This is a genomic window from Caballeronia sp. J97, assembly GCF_905220305.1.
In the GTDB taxonomy this organism is placed as follows: Bacteria; Pseudomonadota; Gammaproteobacteria; order Burkholderiales; family Burkholderiaceae; genus Caballeronia.
This window is the reverse complement of record NZ_CAJMZL010000012.1, coordinates 93,266-111,349: the sequence shown is the minus strand read 5'-3', so window position 1 is coordinate 111,349 and position 18,084 is coordinate 93,266. Positions and strand designations below refer to the sequence as shown.

Annotated in this window: 16 protein-coding genes; 9 read left to right on the top strand and 7 right to left on the bottom strand. The window is 64.3% G+C overall.

Annotated elements, in window-relative coordinates; translation table 11 throughout:
- Positions 1-2: 2 nt before the first annotated feature.
- From xdhC to xdhA, 3 genes are read right to left on the bottom strand one after another with little or no spacing between them, the layout of a single operon-like run.
- The gene (xdhC, locus tag U4Y90_RS17460) at positions 3-509 is read right to left on the bottom strand and encodes a xanthine dehydrogenase accessory protein XdhC (protein ID WP_321796319.1); all 507 of its coding nucleotides are present in this window, start codon (positions 507-509) and stop codon (positions 3-5) included.
- Positions 506-2,869, bottom strand: coding sequence for a xanthine dehydrogenase molybdopterin binding subunit (xdhB, locus tag U4Y90_RS17455; protein ID WP_321796318.1), 2,364 nt, complete (start codon positions 2,867-2,869; stop codon positions 506-508). The genes xdhC and xdhB overlap by 4 nt, the downstream gene beginning before the upstream one ends.
- A 12-nt stretch (positions 2,870-2,881) precedes the next feature.
- On the bottom strand, positions 2,882-4,405 hold the full coding sequence (gene xdhA / locus U4Y90_RS17450; RefSeq protein WP_321796317.1) for a xanthine dehydrogenase small subunit: 1,524 nt from the start codon (positions 4,403-4,405) through the stop codon (positions 2,882-2,884).
- Between the two features lie 337 nt (positions 4,406-4,742).
- On the opposite strand from xdhA, the gene U4Y90_RS17445 reads away from it, so the two are divergent.
- From U4Y90_RS17445 to U4Y90_RS17430, 4 genes are all read left to right on the top strand, one after another.
- Positions 4,743-5,957, top strand: a complete 1,215-nt coding sequence (locus tag U4Y90_RS17445) for an MFS transporter (RefSeq protein WP_321796316.1) — start codon at positions 4,743-4,745, stop codon at positions 5,955-5,957.
- Positions 5,958-6,179: 222 nt separating this feature from the next.
- Complete coding sequence (locus tag U4Y90_RS17440) at positions 6,180-6,926, top strand: GntR family transcriptional regulator (protein ID WP_321796314.1); 747 nt, start codon at positions 6,180-6,182, stop codon at positions 6,924-6,926.
- Between the two features lie 10 nt (positions 6,927-6,936).
- Positions 6,937-8,370 (top strand): multidrug transporter subunit MdtD, encoded by a 1,434-nt coding sequence (mdtD, locus tag U4Y90_RS17435; RefSeq protein ID WP_321796312.1) that lies wholly within the window; start codon positions 6,937-6,939, stop codon positions 8,368-8,370.
- Positions 8,371-8,610: 240 nt separating this feature from the next.
- The gene (locus U4Y90_RS17430) at positions 8,611-9,882 is read left to right on the top strand and encodes an EAL domain-containing protein (RefSeq protein ID WP_321796310.1); all 1,272 of its coding nucleotides are present in this window, start codon (positions 8,611-8,613) and stop codon (positions 9,880-9,882) included.
- Between the two features lie 2 nt (positions 9,883-9,884).
- Here the strand turns inward: U4Y90_RS17430 and U4Y90_RS17425 are convergent, their stop codons facing one another.
- The 4 genes from U4Y90_RS17425 to xseA all read right to left on the bottom strand — a co-directional run bounded on the left by U4Y90_RS17425 (position 9,885) and on the right by xseA (position 13,612).
- Entirely contained in the window at positions 9,885-10,037 is a 153-nt protein-coding gene (locus U4Y90_RS17425; protein ID WP_321796309.1) for a hypothetical protein, read from the bottom strand.
- 67 nt (positions 10,038-10,104) lie between these two features.
- Positions 10,105-11,241 (bottom strand): acyltransferase, encoded by a 1,137-nt coding sequence (locus tag U4Y90_RS17420; protein WP_321796307.1) that lies wholly within the window; start codon positions 11,239-11,241, stop codon positions 10,105-10,107.
- A gap of 212 nt (positions 11,242-11,453) precedes the next feature.
- On the bottom strand, positions 11,454-12,035 hold the full coding sequence (locus U4Y90_RS17415; RefSeq protein WP_321796305.1) for a superoxide dismutase: 582 nt from the start codon (positions 12,033-12,035) through the stop codon (positions 11,454-11,456).
- Between the two features lie 209 nt (positions 12,036-12,244).
- Positions 12,245-13,612 carry an exodeoxyribonuclease VII large subunit gene (gene xseA, locus U4Y90_RS17410; RefSeq protein WP_321796303.1) on the bottom strand — a complete coding sequence of 456 codons (1,368 nt, stop codon included), beginning with the start codon at positions 13,610-13,612 and terminating at the stop codon, positions 12,245-12,247.
- A 496-nt stretch (positions 13,613-14,108) separates the two neighbouring features.
- Here xseA and lpxK point away from each other — a divergent pair, with 496 nt between their 5' ends.
- The 5 genes from lpxK (at position 14,109) to U4Y90_RS17385 (ending at position 18,035) form a co-directional block, all read left to right on the top strand.
- Entirely contained in the window at positions 14,109-15,125 is a 1,017-nt protein-coding gene (gene lpxK, locus U4Y90_RS17405) for a tetraacyldisaccharide 4'-kinase (protein WP_321796302.1), read from the top strand.
- Positions 15,106-15,312 carry a Trm112 family protein gene (locus tag U4Y90_RS17400; RefSeq protein ID WP_321796300.1) on the top strand — a complete coding sequence of 69 codons (207 nt, stop codon included), beginning with the start codon at positions 15,106-15,108 and terminating at the stop codon, positions 15,310-15,312. Before lpxK ends, U4Y90_RS17400 begins: the two co-directional genes overlap by 20 nt.
- A gap of 10 nt (positions 15,313-15,322) precedes the next feature.
- Positions 15,323-16,114: a 3-deoxy-manno-octulosonate cytidylyltransferase gene (gene kdsB / locus U4Y90_RS17395; protein ID WP_321796298.1), complete on the top strand. Its 792-nt coding sequence runs from the start codon at positions 15,323-15,325 to the stop codon at positions 16,112-16,114.
- Between the two features lie 288 nt (positions 16,115-16,402).
- On the top strand, positions 16,403-17,068 hold the full coding sequence (adk, locus tag U4Y90_RS17390; protein ID WP_321796296.1) for an adenylate kinase: 666 nt from the start codon (positions 16,403-16,405) through the stop codon (positions 17,066-17,068).
- Positions 17,069-17,276: 208 nt separating this feature from the next.
- The gene (locus tag U4Y90_RS17385) at positions 17,277-18,035 is read left to right on the top strand and encodes a 3-hydroxyacyl-CoA dehydrogenase (RefSeq protein WP_321796295.1); all 759 of its coding nucleotides are present in this window, start codon (positions 17,277-17,279) and stop codon (positions 18,033-18,035) included.
- The last annotated feature ends 49 nt before the right edge of the window (positions 18,036-18,084 follow it).

Here is an 18,084-nt window from a genome sequence, read left to right as displayed (position 1 = left end):
GCTCAGGCGGCGAGATGCGCCGCCTTGAACGTCGACACCCCCAGCCGCGTCGTCATCTCGCGTACCCGCAGCAACTGCGCCGCGACCGCCAGCCCGATCGACCACGGCGCCTTGTCGACGATACCTTCCACGCCGATCGGACACGTGATCTCCGGCAGCCGGTCCGCCGGCACACCTCGCTCCACCAACCGCCGCTCGAATTTCACGCGCTTGGTCTTCGAGCCGATCAGTCCGAAGTAGGCGAAGTCGTCGCGCCGCATGATGCGTTGCGTGAGCGAGAAGTCGAGCGAATGATCGTGCGTCATCACGATGAAATACGCGCCCGCCGGCGCTTCGTCGACGATCGCGTCGGGCAGATCGGTCGCTTCGACCTGCACGTTGGCCGGCACTTCGTCGGGGAAGAGTTCGTCGCGCGCGTCGACCCATTGCACGACGCACGGCAGCGTGCCGAGCACCTTCACGAGCGCGTGACCGACGTGGCCCGCGCCGAACAGGACGACGTGCATCATGACCGCGCGCTCCGCACGGCATTCACCGCCTTCAGGATCTCTTCTGCCGTCGCGGGCGCGTTCAGCGGCGGATTGACCTTGTGATCGCCCACCGCTGACACCGCATCGCGGATCGCGAAGAATACCGAGAACGGCAATAGCAACGGCGGCTCGCCGACCGCCTTCGAGCGATGGATGCTGTCCTCCACGTTGCGGTTCTTGAAGAGGTCCACGCGAAAATAGGGGGGCATGTCGTTCGTCGTCGGAATCTTGTAGGTGGACGGCGCGTGCGTCATCAGCTTGCCCTTGTCGTTCCACCACAGTTCTTCGGTCGTCAGCCAGCCCATGCCCTGCACGAAAGCGCCTTCCACCTGGCCCTTGTCGAGCGCCGGATTCAGCGATGCGCCCACGTCGTGCAGCGCATCCGCGCGCAGCACGCGCATCTCGCCGGTGAGCGTGTCGATCACCACTTCCGACACGGCCGCGCCGTACGAGTAGTAGTAGAACGGGCGGCCCTGCATCGTCGCCTGATCCCAGTAGAGCTTGGGCGTCGCGTAGAAGCCGTCGGACCACAACTGCACGCGCGCGAGATAAGCCTTCTGCACGACTTCGCCGAACGGGATCGCATCGTCGCCGACGATCACGCGATCGCTCGCGAAGCGCACTTGCGCCGGCGTCACGGTGCCGCCGCCGAACTTCTCCGCCGCGAACTTCGCGAGACGTTCGCGCAACTGGCGCGCGGCGTCCTGCGCGGCCTTGCCGTTCAGATCGGTACCGGTCGATGCCGCCGTCGCCGACGTATTCGCGACCTTGCTCGTATCGGTCGCCGTGACGCGCACGCGCTCGAAGTTCACGCCGAGCTCATGCGCGACGACTTGCGCGACCTTCGTGTTCAAGCCCTGGCCCATCTCGGTGCCGCCGTGATTCACGAGCATCGAGCCATCGGTATAGATGTGGACCAGCGCGCCCGCCTGGTTGAAGTGCGTCACGTTGAACGCGATGCCGAACTTCACCGGCGTCAGCGCGAGGCCCTTCTTCAGGACTTCGTTGTTCGCGTTGAATTCGTTGATGGCCGCGCGACGGCGACGATATTCGCTCGTCTCCTCGAGCTCGGCGATCAGCTCATGAATGACGTTGTCTTCGACCGTCTGGCCATACGGCGTCTTGTTGTTTTCCGTCTTGCCGTAGAGATTCGCGCGGCGCACGTCGAGCGAGTCTTTTCCGACCGAGCGCGCGACGTTGTCCATGATGTATTCGATCGCGAACGCGCCCTGCGGCCCGCCGAAGCCGCGGAACGCGGTGTTCGACTGCGTGTTGGTCTTGCCGCAATAGCCTTCGATCTTCACGTCCGACAGCCAGTACGCGTTGTCGAAGTGGCAGACGGCGCGCGTCATCACAGGACCGGACAAGTCGGCCGAGAAGCCGCAGCGCGACGTCATGTCGACGGAAACGCCTTCGATCTTGCCGTCGTCGTCGTAGCCGACTTCGAAGTCGTACACGAAATCGTGGCGCTTGCCGGTGATCATCATGTCGTCGTCGCGGTCCGGACGCAGCTTCACCGGGCACAGCAGCTTCCACGCGGCGAGCGCCGCGCAGCACGCGAAAATGCCCGACTGCGACTCCTTGCCGCCGAATCCGCCGCCCATGCGACGGCACTCGACCAGCACGTTATGCGAATGCACGTTCAGCACGTGCGCGACGAGATGCTGCATTTCCGTCGGATGCTGCGTCGAGCAGTAGACGTGCATGCCGTCGTCGTCCTTCGGCACGGCGTAGGCGATCTGGCCTTCGAGATAGAACTGTTCCTGGCCGCCCAGCTTCATCGCGCCGCGCTCGTGATGCGAGGCCTTCGCCATGCGCGCCTGCGCGTCGCCGCGCGACAGCTTGAGCGGATTGAGCACGTACGATTCGGCCTTGCGCGCGTCTTCCGGCGTCAGAATCGGCACGAGATCCTCGAATTCGATCGTCGCGCGACGGGCGGCGAGCCGCGCCGTATCGTGCGAGGTCGCGACGACGATGAACATCGGCTGGCCGATGAACTGCACGATGCCCTGCGCGAGCACCGGATCGTCGTGGATGATCGGGCCGCAGTCGTTCACGCCGGGAATGTCGTCGGCGGTGAACACGGCGACCACGCCCGGCGTCGCGCGCACGGCGTCGAAGTTCATCGACACGATCTTCGCGTGCGCCTTCGGGCTCGTGCCGAGCGCAGCGTGCAGCGTGCCCGCGACGATCGGAATGTCGTCGGTGTAGCTCGCGCGCCCGCTCACATGCAGATGCGCCGACTCATGCGGACGCGACACGTGGACCTGCTTGAAAGCGTCGATTTCGTTCGCGAGCGACTGAGCGTCGGCGAGAAAAGCTTCGGCTTGCTGATTCATGTTCTTTTCTCCTTACTTCGCTTCGACCAATTCGATTGCACGCACATCCAGTTTCGACTTGTCCAGCGGATCGTGCGGACGCGTCTCCAGCCAGAAGCGATACAGCAGGCTCTTCGCCGTGTCGAGGCGATAGTCGCTGCTCGCGCGCATGTCGGTGAGCGGCTGGTAATCCTTGGAGAGCGCGATCATCGCGGCCTGCGCGGTGGCCTCGTGCCACTGCGTGTCGGTGAGAATGGCTTCGGCGTGGGCGGCGCGCTTCGGCGTCGCGGCCATGCCGCCGTAGGCGAGGCGCGGCTCGCGGATCGTCTCGCCATCGGCGATGAAGCTGAATGCGGCATACACCGCGGAAATGTCGGAGTCGAAACGCTTCGACAGCTTGTACGCGCGGAACTGGAGCTTCGCACGCTTGCCCGCGCGCGTCGGCACGCGGACCGCGGCGACGAATTCGTTCTCGCGCATGTCCTTCTTCTGATACGCGATGTAGAGGTCTTCGAGCGGCATTTCGCGCGTGCCTTCGACGCTCTGCAGCACGACGCGCGCATTCAACGCGATGAGGCCGGGCATCGAATCGCCGATCGGCGAGCCGTTCGCGACATTGCCGCCGAGCGTGCCGGCATTGCGGATCGGCAGCGACGCGAAGCGCAAACGCGTCTCTTCGAGTTCGGGATAGATCTTCACGAGTTCGTCATACGCGCGCTCGACCGAGACGCCCGCGCCGATTTCGATCCATTCGTCCGTCGTCTCGACATGCTTGAACGATTCGATCTGCCCGACATAGACGATGTCGCCCAGATCGCGCAATTGCTTCGTCACCCACAAGCCGATGTCCGTGCTGCCCGCGAGAATCCGCACATTGGGATTCTTGTCCTTGATTGCCGCGAGCGCCTCGGTGGTGCGCGGCGCGTCGAACTGGCGGCCGGCGTGCTCGTAGTGGAACGTGTCCTCGCGCTTCAGGCTTTCGAGCGTGCGCGCGAGCGCCGGCACGTTGACGGGCGCGAGCGGCGCGCGATCGAACATTTGCTCGGCGGCTTCGATGATCGGCCGGTAGCCCGTGCAGCGGCAAAGATTGCCCGTCAGCGCGTCGCTGATTTCCTGGCGCGAGGGCTTCGTCTTTTCGCACGTTCCCGCGCAACCGGTCGTCGCATGGCCGTGCTTTTCGTAGAGCGCGAACATCGACATCGCAAAACCCGGCGTGCAGAAGCCGCACTGCGAGCCGTGGCAATCGACGAGCGCCTGCTGCACCGGATGCAGCGTGCCGTCCGGCTGGCGCAGGTCCTCGACGGTGAAAAGCGCGCGGCCGTCGAGCGTCGGCAGGAACTGCACGCACGCGTTCACGGCCTTGAACGCGACGCCGCCCGCGCCGTCCGGCTCGCCGATGACGACCGTGCACGCGCCGCAGTCGCCTTCCGCGCAGCCTTCCTTGGTGCCGGTGCAGCGCGCGTCTTCGCGCAGGTATTGCAGGACGGTGCGCGTCGTCGACGCGCCGCTCACTTCCTGGATCGCGTTGCGGTGATAGAAGCGGATCGGCTGGGTCATGGATGTCTCGGGGCTCTTCGATGCTTTTCTGCTGGTTGCGCGGGATGCGCAGCCGGTGGCATTCGCGACTTCGTGGGACTTATCGGACTAATCCTGTCGCTTCGATGATTGGAAAGCTATCACTGCCAAAATCCACAACCCATAGGCGGCATTGCATGAACGACATATTCTTCGTCCGATATGTGTTCTAAGGCTTATCCAGCAAGGCTTCCGGCGCTGCCGGCCGATCGTCCCGACAGGGCATTTGTCCCATCTGGTTACAAAACCAGCGCGACGTTGCGCCGCAACATATGGGAGAATCACGTCTTCGCGCCGAATTCAACCCCGCAATTTCCCTATGTCCACCGAGTCCCGCACCCAGTCGCAAGGCGATTTCGCAGTCACGCTGCGGATTCTGCCCGTCGTGCTGTACACGTTCCTCTGCTACTTGACGATCGGCATTCCGCTCGCGGTGCTGCCGGGTTTCGTGCATACGGATCTGGGCTACGGCTCGGTGATGGCGGGCGCGGCGATCAGCGTTCAGTATTTCGCGACGCTCATGTCGCGACCGCTCGCGGGCCGCACCGCCGATACGCTCGGCCCGAAGAAAACCGTTCTCTACGGTCTGGCGGCGTGCGCGGCGAGCGGCGTGCTGCTGCTCGGTTCGGCGCTCGCCGCGCAATGGCACGCGGTGAGTCTCGCGCTGCTGGTGATCGCCCGGCTGGTGCTCGGTTTCGGCGAGAGCTGGGTCGGCACGGGGTCGATCACGTGGGGTATCGGGCGCGTCGGCGTGACCAACAACGCGAAGGTGATCTCGTGGAACGGCATCGCGACATACGGCGCGCTCGCGATCGGCGCGCCGCTCGGCGTCGCGATCGATCATTCGCTGGGGTTCGCGTCGCTCGGGCTGATCGTGATCGCGCTGGGCGGCTTCGGTTACTGGCTTGCGACGCGCATGGCGAGCGTGCCCATCGTGCATGGCGAGCGCATGTCGTATCGCAGCGTGTTCTTCCGCGTGCTGCCGCATGGTTTGGGCCTCGCGCTCGGATCGGCGGGATTTGGGTCCATCGCGACGTTCATCACGCTCTATTACGCCGCGCACAACTGGCCGAATGCGGCGCTTTCGCTCACCGTGTTCGGCACGATGTTCATCGGCGCCCGGCTGCTCTTCGCCAACACGATCAAGGCATACGGCGGCTTCCGCGTGGCGATCGTGTCGTTCGCTTTCGAATGCGCGGGCTTGCTGATGCTGTGGCTCGCGGCCGAGCCCACGTTTGCGCTCGCGGGCGCGGCGCTGACCGGCTTCGGCTTCGCGCTGGTGTTTCCGGCGCTGGGCGTCGAGGCGGTCGGGCTCGTGCCGCCGGCCAGCCGTGGCGCGGCGCTTTCGGCGTATTCGGTGTTTCTCGATTTGTCGCTCGGGCTGACCGGGCCGCTCGCGGGGTATGTGGCGGGTGAGCTGGGCTACGGGTCGGTGTTTCTGTTCGCCGCGCTGGCAGCGGCCGCGGCGGTGGCGTTGTCGGTGGCGCTTTACATGCGCGCGGGACGCGGGGTGGGTGGGGCGGCTACGGCTTGAGGCTGTTGTTGCGATTGCGACGGGTTTTTTTGCGTGAAGCTTGTTTTCGCGGTGGTCTATTGGCGTTGCCAATAGACCGACGCGAAATCGGGATCCGGCAAAAAACACAAGCTCCGACAAAAAGTCCAAAGGCAAACAAAAAACACCCAACCCCACCCCACCAGGCCAATAGACGACACCGTTTGTCTTAAAATCCCCGCTTGGCCCATTAGCGTCCGCTTTATGAACCCGACCTCGGAAGACCGTTGGCGCGACTTGCGCCCGGACCCGGACAGCGACACACCGCTCTACCTTCAACTCGCCCGCAAGCTCGCCAACGCGATCCACGACAATCGCTGGAACGCAGGCGAAGCGCTACCCTCCGAGCGCGTGCTGTCGGACGCGCTCGGCGTCTCGCGCATCACGTCGAGAAAGGCGATCGCGCTGCTCGTCGAGCAAGGCCTGATCCGCCGCGAGCAAGGCGCGGGCAGCTTCATCACGCCGCGTTACGAAGATCCGCTCTCGCGCCTGTCGAGCTTCTCCGAGATGCTCAGGCGTCGCGGCTTCAAGCCCAGCTCCAAGTGGCTCTCGCGCACCATCGAGCCGGCCAATCGCGAAGAGGTCATCCAGCTCGGTCTGTCGCCCGCCGCGACGGTCACGCGCCTGAAACGTCTGCGTCTCGCCGATGACATCGTCATGGCCGTCGAGAATTCGACCTTTCCCGCGTCGTGCATTCCAGACCCGCAGACCATCGGTGATTCGCTCTACAGCTATCTCGATGCGCGCGGGCTTTCCATCGTCCGCGCGCTTCAGCACTTTCGCGCCGTGAACGCGAGCGAAGAAATCGCGCAGCAGATGGGCATCGCGCCACACGACGCGCTCCTGCTCATCACGCGCGTCGGCTATACGGCCGATCAGCGCGCGATCGAACTCACCGATACCTACTGCCGCAACGACTACTACGACTTCGTCGCCGAGCTGCGAAAGTAAGTCCCGCCCCATGACCGATACCGCCACAGCCCAGCCGTCCGACCGATCGCTATCCATCATGCTGTGGCTGGTCGCCACGGGCTTCTTCATGCAGACGCTCGATTCGACGATCGTCAACACCGCGCTCCCCGCGATGGCCCGAAGCTTGGGCGAAGCGCCGCTGCGCATGCAGGGCGTCGTCATCGCCTACTCGCTCACGATGGCGATGATGATCCCCGTGTCCGGCTGGCTCGCCGACAAACTCGGCACGAAGCGCGTGTTCTTCAGCGCGATTCTCGTGTTCACGATCGGCTCGCTGCTCTGCGCAAACGCGCAATCGCTGTCGGCGCTCGTCGCGTATCGCGTCGTGCAAGGCGTCGGCGGCGCGATGCTGCTGCCGGTCGGACGCCTCGCCGTGCTGCGCGTGTTTCCGGCCGAGCGTTATCTCTCGGCGCTCGCGTTCGTCGCGATTCCGGGGCTGATCGGCCCGCTCATCGGCCCGACGCTCGGCGGCTGGCTCGTGCAGATTGCATCGTGGCACTGGATCTTTCTGATCAACGTGCCGGTCGGCGTGATCGGCTGCATCGCGACGAATCTGTACATGCCCGACAGCCGCAATCCGGCGACCGCACGCTTCGATCTCGCCGGCTATCTGCTGCTCGCGATCGGCATGGTCGCGCTCACGATCTCGCTCGACGGCCTCGCCGATCTCGGCCTCGCGCACGCAATCGTGATCGTGCTGCTCGTGCTGTCCTTCGGCTGCTTCGTCGCCTACGGCCTGCACGCGACGCGCGTCGCCCAGCCGATCTTCTCGCTCGATCTCTTCAAGATCCACACGTTCAGCGTCGGCTTGCTCGGCAATCTCTTCGCGCGCATCGGCAGCGGCGCGATGCCTTATCTGATTCCGCTGCTGCTGCAAGTGAGTCTCGGCTACACGGCGTTTCAGGCCGGCATGATGATGCTGCCCGTCGCTGCCGCGGGCATGGCGTCCAAGCGCGTCGTCACGCGTCTCATCGAAAAGCACGGCTATCGGCGCGTGCTGGTCGTGAACACGGTGCTCGTCGGGCTGATGATGGCGAGCTTCGGCCTCGCGAGCGCGCATCAGCCGCTCTGGCTGCGGCTCGTGCAACTCGCGATCTTCGGCGCCGTCAATTCGATGCAGTTCACCGCGATGAACACGCTCACGCTCAAGGACCTCGGCACCGGCGGCGCGAGCAGCGGCAACAGCCTGTTCTCGCTGGTGCAGATGCTGTCGATGAGCCTCGGCGTGACCGTGGCGGGCGCGATCCTGTCGACCTTCACGGGACTCCTGCCGCACGTCACGGAGACGAACTCGTTGCCCGCGTTCCACGCGACCTTCCTGTGCGTCGGCATCATCACCGCGGCGACGGCGTGGATCTTCGGCCAGCTCGCGCCCGAAGTGCGCGCGGCGCGCAGAAAACCCGATCCGTCCGAGTCGAACTGACCCGACAAAGGCGCGGCCGCCCGGTCGCGCACCGTGCCGGTGCTCGCGCGCACGATCGCGCGGCGCGCGCTCCCGGGTCTGCGGCACACGGCGTCCAATCCGCACACGAATAGGCGCATCCGAAGCCCGGAACACCGCCGAGGCCCGCTTGGATATTGAATTTGCACGCTTTTTGCTCGAACGATCGGGCGCCGATCCGGTAAACTATCTCGATAAAGACACTGCCTTTCGCCCGACACCATGAGCATGGTTGATCTCGACCCTCCCCGCTTCCAGCCGCCGCGCCCCGTTGCCGGCGACGATGGTTCGCGTCGCACCGTGCTGTACGGCGAGTACACCGTTTTCAGCGTGTTTCAGCCCGTGTTTTCCGTGTCGCACCGGCGCGCGATCGGCTACCACGCTTCGTTGCGCGCCCGCGACGACGCACATCGCCATGTTCCGTCTCACGAAGTCTTCACGCAGGCCGCTCGCCGTGGCGATCTGCTCGAACTCGGCCGGCTCGCGGAATCGCTGCATTTAGGCAACTTCAACGCGTTCGACAGCCACGACGAATGGCTCTTCCTGAGCCTGCATCCCGCCGCGCTGATGGATACGAGCTACGGCGACGCGCTGCTCGCATCGCTGAAGGACATCGGCCTGTCGCCGCAGCGGGTCGTGCTCGAAGTGCCAGAGCAGGCCGGTGGCGAGACCACGCGTTTTGCCGAAATCATCGATTCCTTGCGCAAGTCGGGCTTTCTGATCGCGCTGGACGGCTTCGGCGTGAAGCATTCGAATATCGATCGCGTGTGGCATCTGCGGCCCGACATCGTGACGCTGGACCGCTGCATCCTCCAGCAGGCGACCGAGCATTCGCATATCGAGCGCGTGCTGCCGCGTCTCGTGTCGCTGCTCCACGAATCCGGTCAGCTCGTCCTGATGGGCGGGCTCGCGACCGAGCGCGACGCGCTGATTGCGCTGGAATGCAACGTCGACTTCGTACAAGGCGCGTACTTCGCTCAGCCGAGCGTCGAAGCGGTGCACAGCGAAGTCGCGGCGGGCGTGATGGATGCGCTGTCGGCGGCCTCGCGCGAACGAGTTGCAGGGCGCGAGCGCGCGCAATTCACGCGGCTCGAGCCGTACGTGAACGGCCTCGAGCGCGCATCGGTCAAGCTGATGGAAGGCGAGACGCTCGTCGTGGCGACGAGCGAGTTGCTGCAACTCGCCGATACCGCGCGCTGCTTTCTGCTGGATCAGGCGGGGCGGCAGATCGGGGACAACGTGGTGCCGGTCGTGCGCACGTCGCAGCGCGCGAAGCGCTTCAGCCCGCTGCTGCATTCGGAGGGCGCGAGCTGGGAGCGCCGGCCGTATTTCATCGAGGCGCTGCGCGCGCCGGGGCGTGTGCATCTGACGGCGCCGTATCTGTCGATCAACGAAGCGCACCTTTGCGTGACGGCGTCGATCGCCGCGCAGACGCCTTATGGCTTGCAAGTGCTGTGCGTCGATATCAACTGGGAAGGCGCCAAGCAGCGTTGAACCTACGAGCGGTTCTCGGACTCCGGGCGAAGCAGATCGAAGCCTGCGAGCGCGAGCACGCCGGACAGCACGATGAGCGCGGCGGAATGGCGGCCGAAATACAGCAGCGCGGCAGCGGACCAGGCCGCGAGGCATAGGCCTGCAAAACGTTTCATGACGGGATTCGGAACGGTGCGGCAAGCCGGTATTTTAGGCTCGCCGCCCAATCCGGGCAGCGACGGCTTACGGTCTTGCGCCGAGTGCCGCCCTATTGCGCTGCTTTCCCCGCGTCAGATACCGGCCTAATCGAATCGAAGGTTTTTCGATCGCGTAATACCCCGCGATACTGACCGGAAAAATCAGCGCGGCGGCAATGATCAGCGACATGCCTTGATACGCGTCACCGAAATAATGCAGGACGCCCAGCAGAACGATGCAGTGCAGGAGATAGAGGCTGAAGGAAATCTGGCCGAGAAAGATCAATGGTCGCGCAGTCAGAATCGCCGCAAATGGCTTGAGCGAAATCGCCAGAACCAGAATGCCCGTTACGGCCGGAAGGATGACCCAGTCGTCCGCGAAACCGCGCAGCACATCGTCGGAAACAAAATGGCGAGTGATCGAGCCCACCAGACCGTAGAGCGCGAGACAAAGCACCAATACGCCGAAAAGCGATCGCGCGGAACAGGCGCCGAGCCTGGATGCGATCGCTTCGCGATATCGCGCAATCAGCGCACCGAGGACAAACATCGAAATGTAATGGATCGTCGGCATCCATTCGCCCTGAATGCTCGCGTCCATGAGTGTCCGTTGCGCATGATGGTAATAGCCAAACGCTGCGAGCGATAAACAGACGCTTAGTGCCACGGAGAACCACGCGGGCATGGCAAAAACGACGGCGATGAGAATCGGGAAGATCAGCGAGATACGCATCTCGTAGACCAGCGACCAAAGCACCGGATCCAGCGTACTGTTGCTGAATGGAATCAAAAAGTAGATGTGATTAAGCAGGTCATGCCGATCGATGCCCGCGTGCCAGGCCTTATTAACCCATTCGCCGGTCCAGGACAGATCCGACCGATAAAGCATGCAATATGCCGTGTACGCAGCCAGAACCGCGATCAGATACGGGATGTAAATACGGCAGACACGCTTGACGACGAACTCGGCAAAGCCGGGTTTGCTGTCACCGGTAATCTGCATGGCCAAGGCAAAACCACTCAGCGCGAAGAACAGGATCACGGCGGAGTGCCCTTCCGCGACTACGCGCCATGGGACATGCTGCAGCCATTGCGTCAGCGTGATCTGCGAATAGTGACTGAACACGACCGTCAAAGCGGCAATGCCGCGCAGTGAATCCAGTTGGTGATAGCGTGTCGTCATTGTTCAGCTCGCGTCTGTGTTGGCAGGGCCAACATGGAAATCGGAAGCCGGTTCGGCGACCAGAATCCCGTTAGACTAGGTCAGACTTCGACGTTCCCCAAAAGGATTCGCGCCGTACTTAAAAACGAAGAAAGCCCTCTCGCAAGGGCTTTCTTTTTGATCGCGGTCTTCGGAATTCACTTCGGAGTGCCGCTTTCGATTTTCACGCGTGATTACGCACCGAAATTCTTCGACGCAAAATCCCAGTTCACGATATTCCAGTAAGCTTCGATGAACTTCGGACGCGCATTGCGATAATCGATGTAGTAAGCATGTTCCCACACGTCGATGGTCACGAGCGGCTTCGCGTCCGTCGTGAGCGGCGTGGCGGCATTGCTCGTCGACACGATATCCACCGTGCCGTCGGTCTTCTTCACGAGCCAGGTCCAGCCCGAGCCGAACGTGCCGGCCGCGACCTTCGCGAATTCTTCCTTGAACTTGTCGTAGGAACCGTATTTGGCATTGATCGCATCGGCCAGCGCGCCGGTCGGCGCACCGCCGCCCTTCGGCGACAGGCTGTTCCAGAAAAACGTGTGATTCCAGATTTGCGCTGCGTTGTTGAACACGCCGCCCGACGACTTCTTCACGATTTCTTCGAGCGACAGGTTCTCGAATTCGGTGCCGGGAATCAGCTTGTTCAGATTCGTCACATAGGTCTGGTGATGCTTGCCATAGTGATACTCGAGCGTTTCTTCCGACATGTGCGGTGCGAGCGCGTTCTTGTCGAACGGCAGCGGCGGGAGCGTATGTTCCATGATGCGAGCTTCCTTTCTATGTGGATTGTGGGATTGTGAGGCGTCCAGCAGTGGAGCAATGGATTGTAGGTGAGTTGGGATAACCCAGCAAACCGTGTGCCCTTTATGAGCAAGATTGCTTTCTATCCGCGGCGGACGGCGTAAAAAATGCTTTGGCGGGCGTCGTCTGGCAAGTCAAATGTACGCCGATCCGGCACGCCGCGCAGCGCTCAGAATTCATCGGACAGACGCGCCTGGACATCGGCGAGCAGCACGTCCGCCGATCCTTCCGCGAGATGAACCGTGAGCGGCCGCTTCGGCTTCAGGGCGTTCGGGGCACGCACTGCGCGGCCGGTTTGCGCGTCGATCAAAGCGGCGTAGCCGCGCTCCAGTGTGCGCTGCGGACTCAGCACCTGCAAGCGCGCCGCGAGTTCCGACACGCACGCTCGCTCCCGCTCCGCGCGCCGCTCGTACGAGCTGCCGATACGCTGCGCAAGCCGCAGCAGATGCTCGCGCCCGGCGTCGACATTCGGACGCCTGCGCTGCCAGCGATAGTGCACGAGCGCGAAATGCGCGCGCGCGTCGCGCACGGGCCGCGCGCCGGCCGCCGCGAGGCGGCTCGCCAGTTGCCGCAGATGCGCCCGCTGCCGCGCCAGCCGCTCCGCCGGACTCACGAGCCGGCGCGCGAGCCAGTCGAGTTGCTGCGCGCGACGTTCCATCATCCGACCGAAGCCGCGCGCGAGCGCCGCATGCCGATGATCGAGATCGCGCAACAGCAGCACGCGTTGCGGACTCACGAGCTCGGCGGCGGCGGTCGGCGTCGGCGCGCGTACGTCGGCCGCGAAATCGGCGATGGTGAAATCCGTTTCGTGTCCGACGCCGCTCACGACCGGCAGCGCGCTCGCCGCGATCGCGCGCGCGAGCACTTCCTCGTTGAACGCCCACAGATCCTCGATCGACCCGCCGCCGCGGCACACGATGAGCACGTCGACCTCGCGCCGCGCGTTCGCGGCTTCGACCATCGCCGCGAGTTTCGCGCCGACGCCCGCGCCCTGCACCGGCGCCGGATACACGACGATCGGCACATGCGGCGCGCGGCGCGCGAGCGTCGTCAACACGTCGCGCAGCGCGGCCGCCTGCAACGACGTCACGATGCCGATACCCCGCGGATGCGCCGGCAGCGCGCGCTTGCGCTCGGCCGCAAAGAGCCCTTCGCTTTCGAGTTGCGCCTTCAGACGCAGAAACGCTTCGTAGAGGCGTCCCTGCCCGGTGCGCCGCACCGCTTCCACGTTGAGCTGCAATTCGCCGCGCGGCTCGTACATCGTGACGAGCGCGCGCACTTCGATCTTGTCCCCTTCGCGCGGCGTGAATTCGGCGTATTGCGCGCGGCCGCGGAACATCACGCAACGCATCTGCGCGTTCGCGTCCTTGATCGAAAAATACCAGTGGCCGCTGGCCGCGCGCGTGAAGTTCGACACCTCGCCCGATACCCAGACGAGCGGAAACGACCGCTCTAGCATCGAGCTGATCGCGCGGTTGAGCACGGAAACGGGAATGACGGCGTCGCCGCTCTGCGACGGCAGGGAATCGGGGGTCATGGCTGAACGGGAAATATACCGAGTGCGCGACCGCGGTGCCTGTTGGGCAAATACCGGCGATCGAGGTACGCAAGTGTAACAAGTGTCCACACAGAAAGACTTACCTCGGTATGCGCCACGGCATCGCCGAAAGCCAATGAGTTCGTTCTAACCCGCTGATTTTACGACGATATTTTTTCACGAACACTGTAATCCCCGAAGCAACTCTTTCCTGATGCCGATTTGCGGTTTGCGGGCCGCAAGTTCTTCACAGAGTTATCCACAGGCGTCGCCATCGAACGGAAGCTGTTCCTCCGATGCGCTCGCGACTGGCGTCGACGGCCCGCGCGCGCTAGAGTGCCGGGTTCCAGCACCGGCTGGCGCGGCCGACTCTCGTTCGTCCCGAGCCGCGAAACGCCGGGCATCGTCCAACGCCAACCGATATCCGAGGAGCTGCCGTTGCACGCCATGCCGTACCCGACTCGCCGACACAATGCGTTCCGCGCGAAGGCGGTCCATGTCTGATTTCAAGCCGCCGATCGAGAACTTCCTCGCCCGCGAATGGCGCCGGCGCGGCCCCGTCGCGTGGGCGCTCACGCCCTTCGCCTGCATTTTCGGCGCGATCGCCGCGACGCGGCGCGCCTTCTATGAACTCGGCTGGCTCAAGCGCATCGACGTGGGCGCGCCTGTGGTCGTCGTCGGGAATGTGACCGTCGGCGGAACGGGCAAGACGCCAACCGTCATCGCGCTCGTCGAGGCGTTGCGCGCCGCCGGGTATCAGCCGGGCGTGGTCTCGCGCGGCTATGGTGCGAAAGTCGCGAAGCCCACGAGCGTCACGGCGACTTCCGTTGCCGCGCAGGTCGGCGACGAACCGCTCCTCATCGCGCGACGCACGCATGCGCCGGTGTTCGTGTGCCCGGATCGCGTCGCCGCTGCGAAGGCGCTGCTCGAAGCGCATCCGAACGTCGATGTCCTCGTGTCCGACGACGGCCTCCAGCACTATCGGCTCGCGCGCGCGTTCGAGCTCGTCGTGTTCGACGACCGTCTCGGCGGCAACGGCTTTCTGCTGCCCGCAGGCCCGTTGCGCGAGCCGATGTCGCGCCGCCGCGACGCGACGCTCATCAACAGTCCCTACGAGCGCACGCTGCCGCCGTGGCCGAACACCTTCGCGCTCGAACTCGAATCCGGCGACGCGTGGCTGCTCGACGATCCGCATCAGCGCCGCCCGCTCGAACAGTTCGCGGGCGAAAAAGTGATCGCGGCGGCGGGCATCGGCTCGCCCGAACGCTTTTTCGCGACGCTGCGCGCAGCGGGCATCGCGCCCGCGACGCGCGCGTTCCCCGATCACTATTCGTATCGCGAGAATCCGTTCGCTGGCCTCGACGCCGATGCGATCCTGATCACCGAAAAGGATGCAGTAAAATTTGGGGCCTGGCGCGACGCACGCATCTGGGTCGTTCCGGTGCAAGCCGTGCTGAGACCGCGCCTCATCGCTCTTGTTGTGGAGAAACTCCGTGGACGCACGTCTGCTTGAAATCCTCGTTTGCCCGATCTGCAAAGGCCCGCTCAGTTACGATCGCGCGGCGCAGGAACTCGTCTGCAGCGCGGACAAGCTCGCCTATCCGATTCGCGACGGCATTCCCGTGATGCTCGTCGACGAAGCGCGCCAGACGGTCGTTGGCACGCCCGTCGAGCCGATCAAACCGGCCGGCGAAGCCTGAGCACGCCGACATGTCCGTTCCGTTCATCGCGGTCATTCCCGCGCGCCTCGCGTCCACGCGCCTGCCGAACAAGCCGCTCGCCGACATCGGCGGCAAGCCGATGGTCGTGCGCGTCGCCGAGCGCGCGCGCGAATCCGGCGCGAGCCAGGTGCTCGTCGCGACCGATTCCGACCGTGTGGTCGAAGCCGTGCGCGATCACGGCATCGAAGTGATGATGACGCGCTCCGATCATCCCACCGGCACGGATCGCCTGGCTGAAGTCGCGACGCGTCTGAACTGGGCCGACGACGTGATCGTCGTCAACGTTCAGGGCGACGAGCCGCTCATCGATCCGCAACTCGTGCGCGATGTCGCCGATCACCTCGCCTCCTATCCGGATTGCGCGATCGCAACCGCCGCGCACCCGATTCACGATCCGGCGGACGTCTTCAATCCGAACGTCGTGAAGGTCGTGCTCGACGCGAAGAGCCGCGCACTCTACTTCTCGCGCGCGCCGATTCCATGGGCGCGCGACGTGTGGCAGCCGCATTGGCCGGACGTCGCCGCGCTCGGAAAATTGCCTTCGGCGCCCGAAAACGTGCTGCGCCATATCGGGCTGTACGCCTACCGCGCGAAATTCCTGCGCGACTTCCCGAACCTCTCGCAAGCGCCGATCGAGGCCGCCGAAGCGCTCGAGCAACTGCGTGCGCTGTGGCACGGCGAGCGCATCGCGGTGCGCGTGACGCAGGACGCGCCGCCGCCCGGCGTCGACACCCCCGCCGATCTCGCGCGCGTCCAGGCGCTCTTTCCCGGAGCCGACTGAAAGCCGCGGCGCAACCCGTGTAAACCCCGCCGACGCCCGATTGGCGGGGTTCAATGGCGTTTTCTATCCGCGTTATTACGGTCGCGATCGTAAAGAGACATGGCATAATCAAGCGATTGCGCGAGCCTTCCGGTCAGCGCCACGCTCAACGTTGCGCCGCTGTCCGCAGGTGCCCGCCGTCTCCTTTCGGCCGCGCGCCCTGTCGTCGACGCCGCACGAGCCAGCCCACCGGATGTCAAATCAGCCTCGCGGCTTGAAGCGGTTTATAGACGATTCGGAGAGATCACCATGCGTTTGATCCTGTTGGGCGCACCCGGTGCGGGCAAGGGCACCCAGGCAAACTTCATAAAGGAGAAATTCGGCATTCCGCAGATTTCGACCGGCGACATGCTGCGCGCGGCCGTCAAGGCGGGCTCGCCGCTCGGCGTCGAGGCGAAGCGCTTCATGGACGCGGGCGAGCTGGTGCCGGATTCGCTCATCATCAATCTCGTGAAGGAGCGCCTGCAGGCTGACGACTGCAAGAACGGCTACCTCTTCGACGGCTTCCCGCGCACGCTGCCGCAAGCCGAAGCAATGAAGGACGCCGGCGTGGCGATCGACTACGTGCTCGAAATCGACGTGCCCTTCGACGAGATCATCACCCGTATGAGCGGCCGTCGCGTGCATGCGGCATCGGGTCGCACGTATCACGTCAAGTTCAATCCGCCGAAGGTCGACATGACCGACGACGTCACCGGCGAGCCGCTGATCCAGCGCGACGACGACAAGGAAGAGACCGTCAAGAAGCGTCTCGACGTCTATGTCGCTCAGACCAAGCCGCTGATCGCGTACTACAACGACTGGGCGAAGAACGGCGAAGCGCCGAATGGTCTGAAGGCGCCGGCGTATCGCAAGATCTCGGGCCTCGGCGCCGTCGATGAAATCCGCACCCGCGTGTTCGACGCACTGAAGTAAAGCGCGCCTCGATTCGCGTCCGACCAAGACCCGCTCTCCATGAGCGGGTTTTTTTATGCCGCGCGCTCGTATGATTTCGCATGACCATCGTGCGAATTTGCAGCATGCGGCTTCGCTACAATCGACCCGTTCCCACGAGGACAGACATCGGCGCGAGCGGCTTCACCCCTGCTCTCGCGCGCACGAATCACACAAAAGGAGAAGAGACATGGAGATGCAAGGCAACGTCTTTCTGATCACCGGCGGCGCGTCGGGGCTCGGCGCGGCGAGCGCGCGGCTCATCGCGGCGCAAGGCGGCAAGGTCGTGCTCGCCGACATGAACGAGGCGGCGGGCGTTGCGCTCGCCGACGAGCTGTCCGGCGTGTTCGTCAAATGCGACGTGAGCCAGGAAAACGATGGCCAGCGCGCCGTCGATGCCGCGACGAGCCTCGGCACGTTGCGCGGCCTCGTGAATTGCGCGGGCATCGCGCCGGCGGCGAAGACCGTCGGACGCGACGGTCCGCACGCGCTCGATCTCTTCTCGAAGGTGATTTCGGTGAATCTCATCGGCACCTTCAACATGATCCGGCTCGCGGCCAACGTGATGTCGAAGAACGAAGCGAACGACGCGGGCGAACGCGGCGTGATCGTGAACACGGCATCGGTCGCGGCGTATGACGGACAGATCGGCCAGGCGGCCTATGCCGCGTCGAAGAGCGGCGTCGCGGGCATGACGCTGCCGATCGCGCGCGATCTGAGCAAGAGCGGCATTCGCGTAATGACGATCGCGCCGGGTCTCTTCGAAACGCCGATGCTGCTCGGCATGCCGAAGGAAGTGCAGGACGCGCTCGGCGCGATGGTGCCGTTCCCCTCGCGCCTCGGCAAGCCGGACGAATACGCGATGCTCGTCAAGCAGATCTTCGACAACCCGATGCTCAACGGCGAAGTGATCCGCCTGGACGGCGCGATCCGCATGCAGCCGAAATGACGCTTCGCATGTGAAAACGGCGGGCTTCTTTCGAAGTCCGCCGCGTGCA